The following is a 21572-nucleotide window of genomic DNA, read 5'->3' as shown; positions in this document are numbered from 1 at the left end:
AGAATCCTTATGGGTAAACTATCCTCAATCCTTTTAGGAACCGTTTCAGGTGCAGCTCTTGCCTTGTTTTTAACAAGCGACAAGGGCAAACAAGTTTGCAGTCAAGCTCAAGATTTTCTAGATGATTTGAGAGAAGATCCTGAATATGCTAAAGAGCAGGTCTGTGAAAAACTGACAGAAGTTAAGGAACAAGCTACAGATTTTGTTCTTAAAACCAAAGAACAGGTTGAGTCAGGTGAAATCACTGTGGACAGTGTCCTTGCTCAAGCTAAATCATGTGCTCGTCAAGCGACAGAAGCATCAAAAGATCGATTCAATAATCTCAAGGAGCAGTGGCAAGAAAAGTCCGATAGTCTTGATGAATCAGAAGAGATTGTGATTGATATCGAAGAAGAAAAAATCTAAATTTGACGAGAATGAGCGAAAACTCAATTCTAGGAGAAAATGAAGCACATTTTCCCACAATCAAACGCATGGTATCAAGGACTGTAATTGCCTGATATTATGCGTTTTTTATGATTTTTAAAACTTTTTGATAAACCTTTTTTAAAACACATGAGTGTTATGATTTTTTATGGTATAATGGCAGTGTTAGAAGTGAAATATTTACATTTTTTTATATTTTACTGATATTTTAGTAATATTAAGCGATCTATTTTTTATATGATTAGAAATCAATGTAGTAGCTTATAATCAAGTAGAGGAAAAGCTCTAACATTTTAGTCAAGAAACGATCTAGTATTCTGTCAAGGGAAAATATTAGAACCCTCTATTTTGTAAAAAATAGTTAGAAAGAAAGTTAATAAAATGAAAGACATTTTTAATAAACGCCAACGCTTTTCGATTCGAAAGTTTTCTGTTGGAGTGGCTTCTGTATTAATAGGAATTGCCTTGTTTGCACCATCCCAGGGAGTACTTGCTTCTACGGAAAATAATGTGGCAACAGAGATAGGGGCTAATTCTGAAAAGGAGAATGCGACCCCTACTGTGGAGAAAAAAGAAGAGAATCAAAATTCACCAGAGAATCAAGGTGCTATCTCCAGTCCAGCTCCAAAAGATACTCCAATAATATCTACAAGAACTACAGAACTTGAGACATCTGGGGATAAAGAAAATAATAGCTTGACCACAAGGGCTTCCGTGGCGGGTGAAGACAGATCAAGTCTTCCAGCGGTGAGAGCGGCATCGAATCCTTCCGAGATAAAAAAATATGAATTGACTAAGGAAGATGCTAAAAAAATCAAAGCAGGAGTAATCGGTTCAGAAGGTAATAAGCTTGACAGTTTGTTATTAAACGGCCCTGAGTTAAGTCCAGAAGCTTATACAGATGATGATTTCTTGAAGGATAAAGAAGAAATTTATATTTATGAAAAAGGCGGGAAAAAGTATGTAGGCTATAATAGTCATCCCTTATTAGAAGATACTGATGGTGATGGTATTATTGACAGTAAAGAAAAGCCAGATGAAAAATTAAAATGGAATGTCAGTGAGCGGGATATGATTATGTTCATGGAATTGTCCTACCGTGATGATAATTATATTGATAGAGTGCTGGATCATAAGAAACCCTTAACAGAGTCAGAGTTATATAAAAATAATGGTGACAGTAGACCACGTTATGAGTATATGATGATGAATAAGGAATTGGGACCTTATTGGGAAAGGAAGAAAAGTTATCATACCTCCAGTGGACTAGATGCTGTCTTGTATGAAACAAAGAGTGATTTCTCATATTTACCAAATGGAACTGCTCAAGTGTTAGCCTTTCGTGGAACAAGTGATGCCAAAGATATAGGAACTGATATAACACTTGGATTAGGAAGCAATCCTCAGCAAGGGATCGATGCAGAAAATATCATGCGTGAACTGGCTAAAGATAAGAGTATTACCAATCTTTATTTGACGGGACATTCTTTAGGAGGATATTTAGTACAACGGGCAATGGTTGAAGCCTATCAGTTGGCATATTCTGACAGCAGAGTCATGTCTTCTAAAGACCAGCAGGCTTATAGAAACTTTTATAACAATGTATTAAAAAAAGGAACAACATTCAATGCTCCAAAAGTGAGGACAAATTATTTCTCATCATCTGAATTTTGGCAGAAAGGTCTAGATAGTAAAAAAATAGCTAAGTCTGGGAAAATGACACATTATATTGTTGATAATGATTCGACGATAAGTAAAGGCGTCAGCAATGATAGTGATGTTGTTATAAATGTTGGACGAACCAGTGGAGGTCATAGTTCACGTTCTTATTTTGAAGCCGATATGATTAATAGACGGTCAGAGTTTATATCTGGGAAACGAATTTCTTTAGATAGGACAGGTTATCAAGATAAAAAAATTGCAACAGTTAAATCTGTAGAAAAAGTTGGAGAAACTGCTGTATACAGTAAACGCGGAGATGACATCATTAAGTCAACAACTGTTAGTATCAAAGATACTGATACAGGACAGATTACTAAAAATACACTTGATGAAGTGTTTAAGAAAGATGGTGCTAAATCAACAGTTGTCGTTACGCCACTTGAGCCAAGTGTTCGTTATGAGAAAGACTCTACAAGAGCCAAAGGTCAAGCTAATGTAACAACAGCTGGTACTCCAGGCACTAGAACAGTGACCACAACTTACACGGTTAATCCTACAGACGGTAGTCTCATTCCGCATGAAGAACCTGCAGTAGTAGTCCCATCAAAACCGACAGTGGTCAAAGTGCCAGCTAAAGATGAGGTTAAATACCTCAAAGAAGGCGATGATGTTGTTAAGAAGACCATAACTTACGCGGTCAATGCCAGTACAGGAGCTCTTACTCCAACAGAGAAAAAGGAAATCTTCAAACAAAATGGTGCCAAAGCTAAGGTTGTTGTTACGCCATTACAGCCAAGTGTTCGTTATGAAAAAGACGCTACGAGAGCTAAAGGCGGAAAAAATGTAACAACAGCTGGTACTTCAGGCACTAGAACAGTCACTACAACTTATACTGTTAACCCTGCAGACGGTAGCCTCATTCCGCATGAGGGCAAACCCGTCATCAAACAGTCAACTCCTACGGTGGTCAAGGTGCCAGCTAAGGATGAGGTTGAATACCTCAAAGAGGGTGATAATGTGGTTAAGAAGACAACCACTTACGAAGTCAATGAAAGCACAGGTACCCTTACTCCAACAGAGAAAAAGGAAATCTTCAAACAAAATGGTGCCAAGGCTAAGGTTGTTGTTACGCCATTACAGCCAATTGTTCGTTATGATAAAGATGCCACAAGAGCTAGAGGTGGAGAAAATGTAACAATAGCTGGTACTCCAGGTACCCGAACAGTAACCACCACCTACACGGTTAACCCTACAAATGGTAGACTCATTCCGCATGAAGGCAAACCAGTTATCAAATCGTCAATTCCGACAGTGGTCAAGGTGCCAGCTAAGGATGAGGTTGAATACCTCAAAGAGGGTGATAATGTGGTTAAGAAGACTACAAGTTACGCGGTCAATGCAAGCACAGGTACCCTTACTCCAACAGAGAAAAAGGAAATCTTCAAACAAAATGGTGCCAAGGCTAAGGTTGTTGTTACGCCATTACAGCCAAGTGTTCGTTATGATAAAGATGCCACAAGAGCTAGAGGTGGAGAAAATGTAACAATAGCTGGCACTCCAGGTACCCGAACAGTAACCACCACCTACACGGTTAACCCTACAAATGGTAGACTCATTCCGCATGAAGGCAAACCAGTTATCAAATCGTCAATTTCGACAGTGGTCAAGGTGCCAGCTAAGGATGAGGTTGAATACCTCAAAGAGGGTGATAATGTGGTTAAGAAGACTACAAGTTACGCGGTCAATGCAAGCACAGGTACCCTTACTCCAACAGAGAAAAAGGAAATCTTCAAACAAAATAGCGCCAAATCTACAGTTGTGGTTACGCCAATCGAGCCAAGTGTTCGTTATGAAAAAGACACCACAAGAGCCAAAGGTGAAGCAAATGTAACAATAGCTGGTACTCAGGGGACAAGTACAGTAACTACCACCTATACAGTTAATCCGACAGATGGCAGCCTCATTCCACATGAAGGCAAACCAGTTATCAAATCGTCAACTACCACAGTAGTCAAAGTCCCAGCCCAAGATGAGGTTGAATACCTCAAAGAAGGCGACGACGTGGTTAAGAAGACTACAAGTTACGCGGTCAATGCAAGCACCGGTGCCCTTACTCCAACAGAGAAAAAGGAAATCTTCAAACAAAATGGCGTTAAAGCTACAGTTGTTGTTACGCCATTACAGCCAAGTGTTCGTTATGATAAAGATGCCACAAGAGCCAGAGGTGGAGAAAATGTAACAATAGTTGGCACTCAGGGGACAAGTACACTAACTACAACATATACAGTTAATCCGACAGACGGTAGCCTCATTCCACAAGAAGGGCAACCTGTTATCAAACCGTCAACTCCGACAGTGGTCAAGGTCCCGGCCAAAGATGAGGTCGAATACCTCAAAGAAGGTGACGACGTGGTTAAGAAGACTACAAGTTACGCGGTCAATGCAAGTACAGGTAACCTTACTCCAACAGAGAAAAAGGAAATCTTCAAACAAAGTGGTGCCAAATCTACAGTTGTTGTTACCCAACTTGAGCCAAGTGTTCGTTATGAAAAAGATGTCACAAGAGCCAAAGGTGAAACTAATGTAACAACAGATGGTACACCAGGAACAAGAACAGTAACTACCACCTACACAGTTAATCCGACAGATGGCAGTCTCATTCCACATGAAGGCCAACCAGTTATCAAACCGTCAACTCCTACAGTGGTCAAAGTTTCAGCTAAAGATGAGGTCGAATACCTCAAAGAAGGCGACAACGTGGTTAAGAAGACTACAAGTTACGCGGTCAATTCAAGTACCGGTGCTCTTACTCCAACAGAGAAAAAGGAAATCTTCAAACAAAATGGTGCTAAATCTACAGTTGCCGTTACCAAACTAGAGCCAAGTGTTCGTTATGAAAAAGACGCCACAAAAGCCAAAGGTGAAGATAATGTAACAACAGTTGGTACACCAGGAACAAGCACAGTCACTACTACTTATACTGTTAACCCTGCAGATGGCAGTCTCATTCCATATGAAGGCCAACCTGTTACCATCCCTTCGACTCCGACAGTGGTCAAGGTGCCAGCTAAAGACGAGGTTGAATACCTCAAAGAAGGCGATGATGTTGTTAAGAAGACCATAACTTACGCGGTCAATGCAAGTACGGGCTCCCTAACTCCAACAGAGACAACAGAAATCTTCAAGAGAAACGGTGCTAAATCTAAAGTTATCGTTACACCACTTGAGCCAAGTGTCCGTTATGAGAAAGATGCCACGAGAGCTAAAGGTGAAGCTAATGTAACAACAGCTGGTACCCCAGGAACAAGTACAGTAACTACCACCTACACAGTTAATCCTACAGATGGCAGTCTTGTTCCGCATGAAGAACCGGCAGTGGTAGTTCCTTCGACTCCTACAGTGGTCAAGGTCCCAGCTAAGGATGAGGTTGAATACCTTAAAGATGGTGATGACGTTGTTAAGAAGACAACCAGCTATCAAGTCAATTCAAGTACCGGTGCCCTTACTCCAACTGTAAGGAAAGACATTACCAGTCCAAATGGCGCTAAATCAACAGTTGTTGTTACGTCACTTGAACCAAGTGTTCGTTATGAGAAAGATGCCACAAGAGCCAAAGGTGAAGCTAATGTAACAGTAGCTGGTACTCCAGGTACTAGAACAGTAACCACAACCTATACTGTCAATCCTACAGATGGCAGCCTCATTCCGCATGAAGAACCTGCAGTGGTAGTTCCCGCAAAACCTACAGTGGTCAAAGTCCCAGCTCAAGATGAGGTTGAATACCTCAAAGAAGGTGATGATGTAGTTAAGAAGACAACCAGCTACCAAGTCAATGCAAGTACCGGTGCTCTCACTCCAACAGAGAAAAAGGAAGTGTTCAAACAAAATGGCGCCAAATCTACAGTTGTTGTTACCTCACTTGAGCCAAGTGTTCGTTATGAGAAAGACGCCACAAAAGCCAAAGGTGAAGCTAATGTAACAACAGCTGGTACACCAGGAACAAGAACAGTAACCACAACCTATACTGTTAACCCTGCAGACGGTAGCCTTATTCCACATGAAGGAAAACCAGTTATCAAACTTTCAACGCCTACAGTGGTCAAGGTCCCAGCTAAGGATGAGGTTGAATACCTTAAAGATGGTGATGATGTAGTTAAGAAGACAACCACTTACGAAGTCAATGCAAGTACAGGTATCCTTACTCCAGCAGAGAAAAAGGAAGTGTTCAAACAAGATGGTTCCAAAACTACAGTTGTGGTTACACCACTTGAGCCAAGTGTTCGTTATGAGAAAGATGCCACAAGAGCCAAAGGTGGAGCTAATGTAACAGTAGCTGGTACTTCAGGTACTAGAACAGTAACCACAACCTATACTGTCAATCCTACAGATGGCAGCCTCATTCCGCATGAAGAACCTGCAGTGGTAGTTCCCGCAAAACCTACAGTGGTCAAAGTCCCAGCTCAAGATGAGGTTGAATACCTCAAAGAAGGTGATGATGTAGTTAAGAAGACAACCAGCTACCAAGTCAATGCAAGTACCGGTGCTCTCACTCCAACAGAGAAAAAGGAAGTGTTCAAACAAAATGGCGCCAAATCTACAGTTGTTGTTACCTCACTTGAGCCAAGTGTTCGTTATGAGAAAGACGCCACAAAAGCCAAAGGTGAAGCTAATGTAACAACAGCTGGTACACCAGGAACAAGAACAGTAACCACAACCTATACTGTTAACCCTGCAGACGGTAGCCTTATTCCACATGAAGGAAAACCAGTTATCAAACTTTCAACGCCTACAGTGGTCAAGGTCCCAGCTAAGGATGAGGTTGAATACCTTAAAGATGGTGATGATGTAGTTAAGAAGACAACCAGCTATCAAGTCAATTCAAGTACCGGTGCCCTTACTCCAACTGTAAGGAAAGACATTACCAGTCCAAATGGCGCTAAATCAACAGTTGTTGTTACGTCACTTGAACCAAGTGTTCGTTATGAGAAAGATGCCACAAGAGCCAAAGGTGAAGCTAATGTAACAGTAGCTGGTACTCCAGGTACCAGAACAGTAACCACAACATATGCAGTTAATCCTACAGACGGCAGCCTCATTCCACATGAAGGTCAACCTGTTATCAAACTTTCAACTACTACAGTGGTCAAGGTCTCGGCCAAAGACGAAGTAGTAGAAACTCCGATTGAACCAGAAGTGGAATATGTTAAAGATGTTGAAAAAGACTTCGGTACACCAGATCAGCGTACTGAGGGTGAAAAAGGTAAAACAGTTACTATAACTGCTTACGATGTAGATTCAAAGGACGGTCATATCACAGAACACGTTGGTAATCCAGTATTCATCCCCGCAGGTAAGACAATCGTTAAAGTAGGAGCTAAAACTAAGGTTGAACAATCTAAAGATTCTGAAGGTCGCGATGTGATTGATACCACTACCTATGAAGTTAATCCAAAAACAGGTAAGGTAACTCCAACAACAGTTCGAACTTATGGAACAACAAAAGAACCAACAGTTGAGAAGAGAGTAGTAACATCACCTGTTGTCTATGAAAAAGATGGTACGAAAGAAAAAGGTACAGCCCCAACTACTGTTAAAGGTGAAGATGGTGAAGATACTGTCACAACCATTTACACTGTGGATCCTAATACTGGAAAGATTACAGCAAGTGAAGGTCAACCAGTTCGTACGAAAGAACCAACTAATACTATTGTCAAAGTCGCAGCTAAGGATAAAGTAGAAACAACAGAAATCCCATCACCTAAGAAATACGTAAAAGATGATACACGTGACAAAGGACAAGACAATGTAGAAGAAGCAGGCCAAGCAGGTTCACGTACAACAACAACAACTTACGAAGTAAATCCAGCAGATGGAACAATTACAGAAAGAGTAGGAGAACCAGTAGTAGTAAATCCAACAGTAACAATTGTCAAAGTTCCAGCTAAGGATAAAGTAGTAGAAACCCCGATTGAACCAGAAGTGGAATATGTTAAAGATGTTGAAAAAGACTTCGGTACACCAGATCAGCGTACTGAGGGTGAAAAAGGTAAAACAGTTACTACAACTACTTACTATGTAGATCCAAAGGACGGTCATATCACAGAACACGTTGGTAATCCAGTATTCATCCCCGCAGGTAAGACAATCGTTAAAGTAGGAGCTAAAACTAAGGTTGAACAATCTAAAAATCCTGAAGGTCGTGATGTGATTGATACCACTACCTATGAGGTTGATCCAAAAACAGGTAAGGTAACTCCAACAACAGTTCGAACTTATGGTAAAACGAAAGAACCAAAAGTAGAGATAGAACAAGATCCTAAGACAGGTGAAGTTACAGTAACACCGAAGAAACCAGATGGCTCAACATACCCACCAGGAACTAAGGTAGAAATCTCAGGCGAAGATGGTAAAGGTAAAGTAGCAAACAGTGATCTACCAGATGTAGAAAAACCAGGTATAGGTAAGACTACTGAGCCAGGTAAACCAACTGTGGAAGTTCCTAATGTAACAACTCCGCCTAAGGTAACAATTTTTGAAAATGGTCTATTACCAGATTCAATTGAATTGCCAGAGCTCATGATTGAGGTTCACTGGATTGATGAAGCTGGAAATGGATTGAAACCATCCCTTAAGACAGGTAGTGAAAAGGATGCTGAACATGGATCAATTTCTGGATATGAATTTGTACGAACTGTGATTGATGAAAATGAACCAGTAATGACTCACATTTTCAGAAAAGTAAGTTCAAACACAACTCCAATTCCAGTAACACCTGATACTAATGGAAATTCTAGTCACGATACACCTGCGCTAACCACTCCAACTCCAGTTACGCCAGTAATACCTGATGCTAATGGAAATTCTGGTCAAGATACAGCTGTATCACCAACTCCAATTCCAGATGCAGTTACTCCGAATGAAAATCATGAAGATGCTACAGATTCTATTGATAATAGAGCTAAGTCAAATAATTCTCAAAATGTATTGCCAAATACAGGAACAGAATCAAACGCGACTCTTGCATCTCTAGGACTTCTTGGTATGCTAGGCGGTCTCAGATTTCTTATTGGAAAGAAAAAAGAAGACTAAAATAAAAATGTAGTCAAAATATGAATTGTTCATTGTTAAGTGGACAATGAATGTAAAAGATAAAGAAACGGCCTTGTTCCTCATTTCAAGAGGTACAAGGCCGTTGTTGTATTCTAGAAAAACAATATTCGTACTTAGAGATCATTGGTTGAAATAAAATATGTACAAATCGATGAGGGGATTTAGATTAATTTTTAAAAATGAATTAGAAGTCATGTTATACTATTCTAGCTTCAATCTGCGATACTCATTTGAAATCAAAGTTCCCCTTTTGTTGATAGACTATTCAAGAAATATTGTTGTATAAGTATATACTTTAAAATTATAGGTGCAAGGAACCAATGATAGGATTTTTAATTAAAACTATTATATATTTGTTTTTTAAGGAAGAAATTTATTTTTTTGATTTTGTAATAATATAAAGTTATATTTATAGGACATATATGAAAAATATCTTAAAATTAAGGATGGGATATTTATCGTTATTCAGAGTTGTTTTTAATTATTATATATTTGCTGATTGCGCTTTCTTTGGATTGCTTGTGTTTATATCATTTTAATTGATTAAATATATTGAAAGTGGTATAATCTAGCTGTCAAAACTGTGATGTGAAATGTCCATCATAGTGGTTTTTATTGTTTTATTCCCAGAGGGAATATTGCTTTTAATTTGATTTTGTATTTTAACATAAGGAGGAACAATGGAAAATAAATCAAATTCACTCAATAGAATCAAGCGCCAGCAACGTGAAAAAGTTTTGCGCTTTTCTATTCGTAAGTATAGTTTCGGTGCTGCTTCAGTTGCTGTTGCAGCGCTGATGTTTTTAGGTGCCCGCGTTGCGAGTGCGGATAGTGTAGTTGACAAGACTTCACAACTTAATGCGGGTGTAGTAAACCCTAAAGGTGAGGCCGAATTGCCTAAAGAGAGTCCAGAATCTACTGCAAACAAAGTAGATGAAGGACATAAATCTCCAGAAAATCAATCGCCTGCAGTTCCTGTAAATAACGCGCCTACAGTTGATAAAGCCAAGTTAAGAAAAGTAGTTGAAGAATTAAATGCTCTTCTTTCAACTAAATTAAACCTTGACGAGTCAGTAGTATCACCTATTAAAGACAGACTTCAAAAAGGAAAAGAAGCCCTAGAAAGTTCTGAGCTAGCTCAAAAGGATATTGATGAACTTGTAGAACTCTTGTCTAAAGATGTGACAGTCGTATCAGCTGCTAAGGAAGTAACTGAGGTTCAAGTTGATAAACAAGCAGATAAAACTGAGAAGCCAGCCGACAATCTAGTAAGTCAAACTTCTCCTGAAGTAAGCGCAAGCGAAGAGAACCAAACTGTATCAGCTAAAAAAGATGCTTTGAAAGTATCTGTAGATCAATTGCAGGCAGCTGTTTTGGAATTGCCTGAGCATGAGACTAGCAAAGAAGTTCTTGAAAAAGCCAATGAACTATTGGGCTTGGCTCAAGGTGTTCTTGAAAATACAACAGTTTCTCTGAACGATATTGAAGACATGACAAAACGTGTGAAGAGAATGTTTAACTCTGTTAAAAACGCTACAACACGTTTGACTTCAGGTTCTCATGATCCGCGTAATGGCAAGAGCATGGGTCAAGGGACAGGTGGAAGAGCTGCAACGGTATCTTCAAGATGGACCGATCAAGATAATCTATTAAGTTATCAACGTTTCTATGGAAGTGATGGATCTGGAAATCGTAGGAATAACGACAGACAATTCGTAGAGGAAAAAGTGGATATGACCGCTCGAATTCAGACGATTAATGGGCAAAGATATGTAGTTTACGATGTATTCTTTAATAATAACGGTCAAAACATAGCTGAAAGGAGTTACCAACAGGCGTACAGACTCCTGCTACAACCTAAAATATTAGATTTGGCTGGTAGTGGTGCATACAATCAAGATACCATAAGAGATTTATACTTTGAAATCTATCGTAAAAACAATCCAAATGAAGGTGGGACACTCTCACAAAATCCAGAAAAATTTCATCGTGAAAGCACACTGAATTACCACTTTTTAAATGATAATGAGCGAAGTCAGAATGGATTTACCTATTTTAACAGTGCAGGTGTCCGTGCATCAGGAGATCATTGGAAAGATATGAGGGATATCTTTAAAGCGAATCAAAATGATCCTGTTTTAGAAAAGGCTGTAAAATTAGAAGGGAATCACAAAGACAAGAGTTATGGGTTAGGATTGAAAACTAACGATAAAACAGCTGCTGTTCATATGCATCTAAAAGCAAAATTAAGACCAGATGTAACGGATGAAGAAGTTAGACAAGCATTTACTATAGGTGTTGCAAGCAGTTTTGGTCTGACAACGCACCAATCCTATACTTTCGTGTCAGGGAAAGAACCTAATGAAAATGTAGAACCGACTGTTAAACAAAGTACAAAATACCCTATTATCGGTAAAGAGGTTACAAAGAAAGTCGATGAACCTCTTGGAAATTTAAATAAACCAGTAGAAATTGGTTTTGTAGCGCGTAAGGATGGAAGTACAAGTTTTCCTAACAACACGTCTTGGAGTTGGCCAAATGGACAACCAAGTACTGGTACAGCAGGAGTATTCCAGCGTCAAGTAAAAGCTACCTACAGCGACAATTCTTCAAATACTGCTACTGCTACATTAAAGGTTATTCCAAATCAACCTACTATTGATCAAAGCTCTGTAAATGAAAAAGCAGGGAAGACTGGGCAAGAGGTTACTGTAAATGTCGGAAACGGAGTGCCAGATGGTTCGACAGTGAATCTTTACGAAGGTAAGACACTTATCGGAACTGGAAAAACTAACAGAGGCACTGCGAAAGTTACAGTTAAAGGAGCTCTACCAGAAAAGCCTATTACAGCTGAAACAGTTGTGAATAATGGTGGAACAGTAACTTCTGAACGTAGTACTCCTGTAAAACCAACCCCTGAACGAGATACCCAAAAACCTACATTAGAAATTTCACGAAAAAGCCAAACAGTAGTAGAAGGTGGAGAAGTAACCTTTACAATAACAGCAAGAGATAATAAAGTTGTTACGATAGAAGGTAAAGATTTCACTGACAAATATGGTGATAGACTTCTTTCTCGTCAAGCAACAAATAATAAGGTAAAGATTACTGACACTGAAAAAATAATTGAAATTACTATTAGAACTAAGAAAGAAGACATTGGTAAACCGCATACGATTACTTTCGGAGCTCATGATGATGCAGGTAATAAAGCTGACCCTGTAACCTTTACTTTCAATGTAACACCACGTGATAACCAAAAACCAATCGTTGAAGTTGGCGGAATTCGTTTAACAGAAAATGAACCACAATCTGCTCAATTTTATGTCTATCGTGGAGCTACATTTAATCCGACTGTTAAAGCCTGGGATAATTCAGGTAACATTACTTCTATGAGTGTTGAGAACTTACCAAATGGATCTAAAGCTCAAACTTATACACCTCAAACTGGAAAAGATGGAAGTACGGAAGATAAAAAATACACTACGAGCCTATCTACAGGTACTGTAGTAGATACACAGACACTTGGAGATCACGTAGCTAAGTTCAAAATTTCTGATGGTGTAAATAGTGCTACCTATCTGATGAAGTATAAAGTTGTCGATGTTGTTGTGGAAAACACACCTAAGACAGTCGAATTAAACAGCAAGTCAGGTGATCCAAATGAATACCTAAATACAGCCGGTAAGCAAGACAAGTCAGGTAAACCAGTTGTAGAATCGCAAGCAGATGTCCACTTCCCAGGAGGAATGAAATTCCGTTGGGACAATGCTAACGGATCAGATACGAATGTAACTTTATCTAAAGTAGGAACACAAACTCATAAGGCGATAGCAGTGTTCCCTGAAAATCCAAGCAGGCGTGATGGTGCCCAAGTATTTGCACCGAAAACTGCTGAGAGAGATGTTGTTTTCAATGTAGTCGATAATGAAAAACCAAAAGCAAGTTTAAATGGAAAAGAGTTATCAGAAACTGCTAATGAACCAATCTTTACAGTTTATCGTGGAGCTACATTTAACCCAGAGCTAAAAGTATCGGATAACTCTGGTGTGATTTCTAAAGTAGAAGTTAAGGGAGGACTTCCAAAAGGAGTGACTCCATCTACATTTACAGCTCAAACAGGAAAAACTGAAGCAACTCCATATGCAGAGCGTTTATCTTCAGGAGCTGTATTGGATACTGAAACTTTAGGAGTACATGAATCAACTATTCACGTAGAAGGAAGTAATCCTTCAGATAGCCGTGATTTCAAATTCAAGTACCGCGTAGTTGATATTGAAACGAAAAATGTTGATAAAAATGGTATCGCAAAAGTACCAGTTGCTTCAACATTAAATAAAGATAATAGTTCTAAAAATATTGATGCGCATAACTATCTGAAAGTAGTCGATAGTGAAGATAAAGCAGATCGTGGTAACAATTATTTACCAAGTGGTATGACTTGGACATGGAAAGACAGAAACGGCGTTAATAAAGATCGAGGAACAACACTTGACAATTCAGGTAAATATACTCGAACTGCAACAGCAATCTTCCCAGGTACTAAAGCTAATAATATGACAGATGATACTAGCACGACCAGAGATGTATTTGCACCAGCAGAAATCAAGCGTAAAGTAATTCTAGCAGTAACACCAACAGCACCTACCGTAGAAGGTAAAGAGAATGGTAGTGTAACAATTACCCCACCAAAACAACCTGATAGTACTAATCAACAAGATATTGATAAAATTACTCTTACTTATACACCGACAGGTCAAACAAGTCCAGAAACTGTAACAGTTACGAAATCTGGAAGCAAATGGACTGTAAATGGTAAGTCTGATGATAAAGTATCAGTATCACCTGAAGGAGTTGTAACAATTTCTGATGCTGAAATTGCAGATAAAACAGAAGTAACTGCAAAGGTTTCTAAGAACATTGATGGTGTACTTACTCTTGAGAGTCCTGTAGCTAGAGGAACAGCAAATGGACCTTTAGCAGCTGAGGTTACAAACCCAGCACCAGTTACGGAAAAAGCACAAATTACACCAGTTACAGTTGTGACACCTAACAAACCAGGTTCAAGCATTACAGTAGATGGCCCAGTAAATGGTTTAACAGTAGATGATGAAGGTAAACTTAAAGGAAAACCAGAGGTAAATGATTGGAAACCAAAAGAAGAAGAACGCACAGTCGAAATTCCGGTTAAAGTTACAAAAGGTGGCGAGACAGTTACTGTGAAAGTTCCAGTTCCAATTTTACGCGATACAGATGGAGACGGTATTCCAGATAAAGAAGATTCAGATGATGACAATGATGGAATTCCAGATGAGGAAGAAATCAAAAATGGAACAGATCCTAAAACACCAACAACTCAAACTCCAGTTGAGATTGAAATTACTCCACAACCAAATGGAGATGCGATTGTAACGCCTAAGAAACCAGGAGGAGGAACATATCCACCAGGTACTAAGGTAGAAATCCCAGGTGAAGATGGAAACACAATTACTGTTGAAATCGGTAAAGATGGTTCAGGTAAAGTACCAAATGACAAACTTCCTAAGAAAGCTGTCCCAGGTACAGGAACAGTAACAGAACCGAACAAGAAACCATCACAACCAGTGAATGTAACAACACCAGCTCGTAAGACACCAACAATAGAGTTGAAACCAGATCCTAAGACAGGTGACGTTACAGTAACACCGCAGAGACCAGGAGGAGGAACATATCCACCAGGTACTAAGGTAGAAATCCCAGGTGAAGATGGAAACACAATTACTGTTGAAATCGGTAAAGATGGTTCAGGTAAAGTACCAAATGACAAACTTCCTAAGAAAGCTGTCCCAGGTACAGGAACAGTAACAGAACCGAACAAGAAACCATCACAACCGGTGAATGTAACAACACCAGCTCGTAAGACACCAACAATAGAGTTGAAACCAGATCCTAAGACAGGTGACGTTACAGTAACACCGCAGAGACCAGGAGGAGGAACATATCCACCAGGAACTACGGTAGAAATCCCAGGTGAAGATGGTCCAATCACTGTTGAAATCGGTAAAGATGGTAAAGGTAAAGTACCAAATGATAAACTTCCTAAGAAAGCTGTTCCAGGTACAGGTAAGATTACAGAACCAGGTAAACCAGCTGTGGAAGTTCCTAATGTAACAACACCAGCTAAGGTAACACCAGAAACACCAGAAACTGAAAAACCAGTTGAGATTGAAATTACTCCACAACCAAATGGAGATGCGATTGTAACGCCTAAGAAACCAGGAGGAGGAACATATCCACCAGGTACTAAGGTAGAAATCCCAGGTGAAGATGGAAACACAATTACTGTTGAAATCGGTAAAGATGGTTCAGGTAAAGTACCAAATGACAAACTTCCTAAGAAAGCTGTTCCAGGTACAGGAACAGTAACAGAACCGAACAAGAAACCATCACAACCGGTGAATGTAACAACACCAGCTCGTAAGACACCAACAATAGAGTTGAAACCAGATCCTAAGACAGGTGACGTTACAGTAACACCGCAGAGACCAGGAGGAGGAACATATCCACCAGGAACTACGGTAGAAATCCCAGGTGAAGATGGTCCAATCACTGTTGAAATCGGTAAAGATGGTAAAGGTAAAGTACCAAATGATAAACTTCCTAAGAAAGCTGTTCCAGGTACAGGTAAGATTACAGAACCAGGTAAACCAGCTGTGGAAGTTCCTAATGTAACAACACCAGCTAAGGTAACACCAGAAACACCAGAAACTGAAAAACCAGTTGAGATTGAAATTACTCCACAACCAAATGGAGATGCGATTGTAACGCCTAAGAAACCAGGAGGAGGAACATATCCACCAGGTACTAAGGTAGAAATCCCAGGTGAAGATGGAAACACAATTACTGTTGAAATCGGTAAAGATGGTTCAGGTAAAGTACCAAATGACAAACTTCCTAAGAAAGCTGTTCCAGGTACAGGAACAGTAACAGAACCGAACAAGAAACCATCACAACCAGTGAATGTAACAACACCAGCTCGTAAGACACCAACAATAGAGTTGAAACCAGATCCTAAGACAGGTGACGTTACAGTAACACCGCAGAGACCAGGAGGAGGAACATATCCACCAGGAACTACGGTAGAAATCCCAGGTGAAGATGGTCCAATCACTGTTGAAATCGGTAAAGATGGTAAAGGTAAAGTACCAAATGATAAACTTCCTAAGAAAGCTGTTCCAGGTACAGGTAAGATTACAGAACCAGGTAAACCAGCTGTGGAAGTTCCTAATGTAACAACACCAGCTAAGGTAACACCAGAAACACCAGAAACTGAAAAACCAGTTGAGATTGAAATTACTCCACAACCAAATGGAGATGCGATTGTAACGCCTAAGAAACCAGGAGGAGGAACATATCCACCAGGTACTAAGGTAGAAATCCCAGGTGAAGATGGAAACACAATTACTGTTGAAATCGGTAAAGATGGTTCAGGTAAAGTACCAAATGACAAACTTCCTAAGAAAGCTGTCCCAGGTACAGGAACAGTAACAGAACCGAACAAGAAACCATCACAACCGGTGAATGTAACAACACCAGCTCGTAAGACACCAACAATAGAGTTGAAACCAGATCCTAAGACAGGTGACGTTACAGTAACACCGCAGAGACCAGGAGGAGGAACATATCCACCAGGAACTACGGTAGAAATCCCAGGTGAAGATGGTCCAATCACTGTTGAAATCGGTAAAGATGGTAAAGGTAAAGTACCAAATGATAAACTTCCTAAGAAAGCTGTTCCAGGTACAGGTAAGATTACAGAACCAGGTAAACCAGCTGTGGAAGTTCCTAATGTAACAACACCAGCTAAGGTAACACCAGAAACACCAGAAACTGAAAAACCAGTTGAGATTGAAATTACTCCACAACCAAATGGAGATGCGATTGTAACGCCTAAGAAACCAGGAGGAGGAACATATCCACCAGGTACTAAGGTAGAAATCCCAGGTGAAGATGGAAACACAATTACTGTTGAAATCGGTAAAGATGGTTCAGGTAAAGTACCAAATGACAAACTTCCTAAGAAAGCTGTCCCAGGTACAGGAACAGTAACAGAACCGAACAAGAAACCATCACAACCGGTGAATGTAACAACACCAGCTCGTAAGACACCAACAATAGAGTTGAAACCAGATCCTAAGACAGGTGACGTTACAGTAACACCGCAGAGACCAGGAGGAGGAACATATCCACCAGGAACTACGGTAGAAATCCCAGGTGAAGATGGTCCAATCACTGTTGAAATCGGTAAAGATGGTAAAGGTAAAGTACCAAATGATAAACTTCCTAAGAAAGCTGTTCCAGGTACAGGTAAGATTACAGAACCAGGTAAACCAGCTGTGGAAGTTCCTAATGTAACAACACCAGCTAAGGTAACACCAGAAACACCAGAAACTGAAAAACCAGTTGAGATTGAAATTACTCCACAACCAAATGGAGATGCGATTGTAACGCCTAAGAAACCAGGAGGAGGAACATATCCACCAGGTACTAAGGTAGAAATCCCAGGTGAAGATGGAAACACAATTACTGTTGAAATCGGTAAAGATGGTTCAGGTAAAGTACCAAATGACAAACTTCCTAAGAAAGCTGTCCCAGGTACAGGAACAGTAACAGAACCGAACAAGAAACCATCACAACCGGTGAATGTAACAACACCAGCTCGTAAGACACCAACAATAGAGTTGAAACCAGATCCTAAGACAGGTGACGTTACAGTAACACCGCAGAGACCAGGAGGAGGAACATATCCACCAGGAACTACGGTAGAAATCCCAGGTGAAGATGGTCCAATCACTGTTGAAATCGGTAAAGATGGTAAAGGTAAAGTACCAAATGATAAACTTCCTAAGAAAGCTGTTCCAGGTACAGGTAAGATTACAGAACCAGGTAAACCAGCTGTGGAAGTTCCTAATGTAACAACACCAGCTAAGGTAACACCAGAAACACCAGAAACTGAAAAACCAGTTGAGATTGAAATTACTCCACAACCAAATGGAGATGCGATTGTAACGCCTAAGAAACCAGGAGGAGGAACATATCCACCAGGTACTAAGGTAGAAATCCCAGGTGAAGATGGAAACACAATTACTGTTGAAATCGGTAAAGATGGTTCAGGTAAAGTACCAAATGACAAACTTCCTAAGAAAGCTGTTCCAGGTACAGGAACAGTAACAGAACCGAACAAGAAACCATCACAACCGGTGAATGTAACAACACCAGCTCGTAAGACACCAACAATAGAGTTGAAACCAGATCCTAAGACAGGTGACGTTACAGTAACACCGCAGAGACCAGGAGGAGGAACATATCCACCAGGAACTACGGTAGAAATCCCAGGTGAAGATGGTCCAATCACTGTTGAAATCGGTAAAGATGGTAAAGGTAAAGTACCAAATGATAAACTTCCTAAGAAAGCTGTTCCAGGTACAGGTAAGATTACAGAACCAGGTAAACCAGCTGTGGAAGTTCCTAATGTAACAACACCAGCTAAGGTAACACCAGAAACACCAGAAACTGAAAAACCAGTTGAGATTGAAATTACTCCACAACCAAATGGAGATGCGATTGTAACGCCTAAGAAACCAGGAGGAGGAACATATCCACCAGGTACTAAGGTAGAAATCCCAGGTGAAGATGGAAACACAATTACTGTTGAAATCGGTAAAGATGGTTCAGGTAAAGTACCAAATGACAAACTTCCTAAGAAAGCTGTTCCAGGTACAGGAACAGTAACAGAACCGAACAAGAAACCATCACAACCGGTGAATGTAACAACACCAGCTCGTAAGACACCAACAATAGAGTTGAAACCAGATCCTAAGACAGGTGACGTTACAGTAACACCGCAGAGACCAGGAGGAGGAACATATCCACCAGGAACTACGGTAGAAATCCCAGGTGAAGATGGTCCAATCACTGTTGAAATCGGTAAAGATGGTAAAGGTAAAGTACCAAATGATAAACTTCCTAAGAAAGCTGTTCCAGGTACAGGTAAGATTACAGAACCAGGTAAACCAGCTGTGGAAGTTCCTAATGTAACAACACCAGCTAAGGTAACACCAGAAACACCAGAAACTGAAAAACCAGTTGAGATTGAAATTACTCCACAACCAAATGGAGATGCGATTGTAACGCCTAAGAAACCAGGAGGAGGAACATATCCACCAGGTACTAAGGTAGAAATCCCAGGTGAAGATGGAAACACAATTACTGTTGAAATCGGTAAAGATGGTTCAGGTAAAGTACCAAATGACAAACTTCCTAAGAAAGCTGTTCCAGGTACAGGAACAGTAACAGAACCGAACAAGAAACCATCACAACCGGTGAATGTAACAACACCAGCTCGTAAGACACCAACAATAGAGTTGAAACCAGATCCTAAGACAGGTGACGTTACAGTAACACCGCAGAGACCAGGAGGAGGAACATATCCACCAGGAACTACGGTAGAAATCCCAGGTGAAGATGGTCCAATCACTGTTGAAATCGGTAAAGATGGTAAAGGTAAAGTACCAAATGATAAACTTCCTAAGAAAGCTGTTCCAGGTACAGGTAAGATTACAGAACCAGGTAAACCAGCTGTGGAAGTTCCTAATGTAACAACACCAGCTAAGGTAACACCAGAAACACCAGAAACTGAAAAACCAGTTGAGATTGAAATTACTCCACAACCAAATGGAGATGCGATTGTAACGCCTAAGAAACCAGGAGGAGGAACATATCCACCAGGTACTAAGGTAGAAATCCCAGGTGAAGATGGAAACACAATTACTGTTGAAATCGGTAAAGATGGTAAAGGTAAAGTACCAAACAGTGAATTACCAGAAGGTAAAGTTCCAGGAACAGCTAAGATTACTGAACCAGGTCAACCAGCAGTTGAAGTTCCAGTAGAAACTCCAGCTAAGGTAACACCAGAAACACCAGAAACTGAAAAACCAGGTAAGATTGAAATTACTCAACAACCAAATGGAAATGCGATTGTAACGCCTAAGAAACCAGACGGTTCAACATACCCACCAGGAACTACGGTAGAAATTCCAGGTGAAAATGGCACACCAATCACAGTTACAATTGGCGACAATGGTAAAGGTAAAGTACCAAATGATAACCTTCCTAAGACAAATGTTCCAGGTACAGGTAAAGTAACCGAACCGAACAAGAAACCATCACAACCAGTAGATGTAACCACACCAGCTCGTAAGACACCAACACTAGATGTTGAACAAGATCCTAAGACAGGTGAAGTTACAGTAACACCTAAGAAACCAGATGGCTCAACATACCCACCAGGAACTACGGTAGAAATCCCAGGTGAAAATGGTCCAATCACTGTTGAAATCGGTCAAGATGGTAAAGGTAAAGTACCGAATGACAAACTTCCTAAGAAAGAGGTCCCAGGAACAGGTAAGATTACAGAACCAGGTCAACCAGCAGTTGAAGTTCCTAATGTAACAACACCAGGTAAATTCACACCAGAAACACCAACAACTGAAAAACCAGGTGAGATTGGAATTACTCAACAACCAAATGGAAATGCGATTGTAACACCTAAGAAACCAGATGGCTCAACATACCCACCAAGAACTAAGGTAGAAATTCCAGGAGAAAATGGAACAACAATCACAGTAACAATTGGTGATAACGGTTCAGGTGAAGTACCAAATGACAAACTTCCAAAAGGAAATGTCCCAGGAAAAGGAACAGTAACCGAACCGAACAAGAAACCATCACAACCAGTGGATGTAACAACACCAGCTCGTAAGACACCAACAGTAGATGTTGAACAAGATCCTAAGACAGGTGACGTAACAGTAACACCGAAGAAACCAGATGGCTCAACATACCCACCAGGAACTAAGGTAGAAATCCCAGGTAAAGATGGTAACCCAATCACAGTAATAATCGGTGAAGACGGAAAAGGTAAAGTACCAAACAGTGAATTACCAGAAGGTAAAGTTCCAGGTACAGCTAAGATTACTGAACCAGACAAACCAACAGTTGAAGTTCCTGATGTAACAACACCAGGTAAAGTCACACCATCAACACCAACAGATACAAATCCAGTTGCACCAGTGACACCTGATATGCCAGTCAAACCTGATACTAATGGAGGTTCTGGTCAAGATACACCTGCACCAGCTACTCCAAATGCAGATCAGGTAGATACTAAGACTACTGTTGATAATGGAGCTAAGTCAAATGATTCTCAAAATGTATTGCCAAATACAGGAACAGAATCAAATGCTGCTCTTGCATCTCTAGGACTTCTTGGACTATTGAGTGGATTTGGACTTGTAGCTCGCAAGAAAAAAGAAGACTAAAAATTTAGTCAAAAT

3 protein-coding genes are annotated in these 21572 nt (G+C 40.2%); all 3 read left to right on the top strand.

The window, feature by feature from the left end; genetic code table 11:
• The first annotated feature begins 9 nt into the window (after window positions 1-9).
• The 3 genes from ACORHU_RS06725 to ACORHU_RS06715 all read left to right on the top strand — a co-directional run bounded on the left by ACORHU_RS06725 (window position 10) and on the right by ACORHU_RS06715 (window position 21557).
• The gene (locus ACORHU_RS06725) at window positions 10-405 is read left to right on the top strand and encodes a YtxH domain-containing protein (RefSeq protein ID WP_061087769.1); all 396 of its coding nucleotides are present in this window, start codon (window positions 10-12) and stop codon (window positions 403-405) included.
• Window positions 406-807: 402 nt separating this feature from the next.
• Window positions 808-9177: a G5 domain-containing protein gene (locus ACORHU_RS06720; protein ID WP_434364012.1), complete on the top strand. Its 8370-nt coding sequence runs from the start codon at window positions 808-810 to the stop codon at window positions 9175-9177.
• A 701-nt stretch (window positions 9178-9878) separates the two neighbouring features.
• Window positions 9879-21557, top strand: a complete 11679-nt coding sequence (locus tag ACORHU_RS06715; RefSeq protein WP_434364010.1) for a YSIRK-type signal peptide-containing protein — start codon at window positions 9879-9881, stop codon at window positions 21555-21557.
• Window positions 21558-21572: the final 15 nt, after the last annotated feature.

Source organism: Streptococcus sp. KHUD_015 (genome assembly GCF_051106265.1).
Classification (GTDB): Bacteria; Bacillota; Bacilli; order Lactobacillales; family Streptococcaceae; genus Streptococcus.
This window is presented reverse-complemented; position numbering and strand designations above follow the sequence as displayed.

Excerpts from the sequence above, each read along its gene's own strand:
- ACORHU_RS06725 (WP_061087769.1), top strand. The coding sequence starts at position 10 with ATGGGTAAACTATCCTCAATCCTTTTAGGAACCGTTTCAGGTGCAGCT.
- ACORHU_RS06720 (WP_434364012.1), top strand. The coding sequence starts at position 808 with ATGAAAGACATTTTTAATAAACGCCAACGCTTTTCGATTCGAAAGTTT.
- ACORHU_RS06715 (WP_434364010.1), top strand. The coding sequence starts at position 9,879 with ATGGAAAATAAATCAAATTCACTCAATAGAATCAAGCGCCAGCAACGT.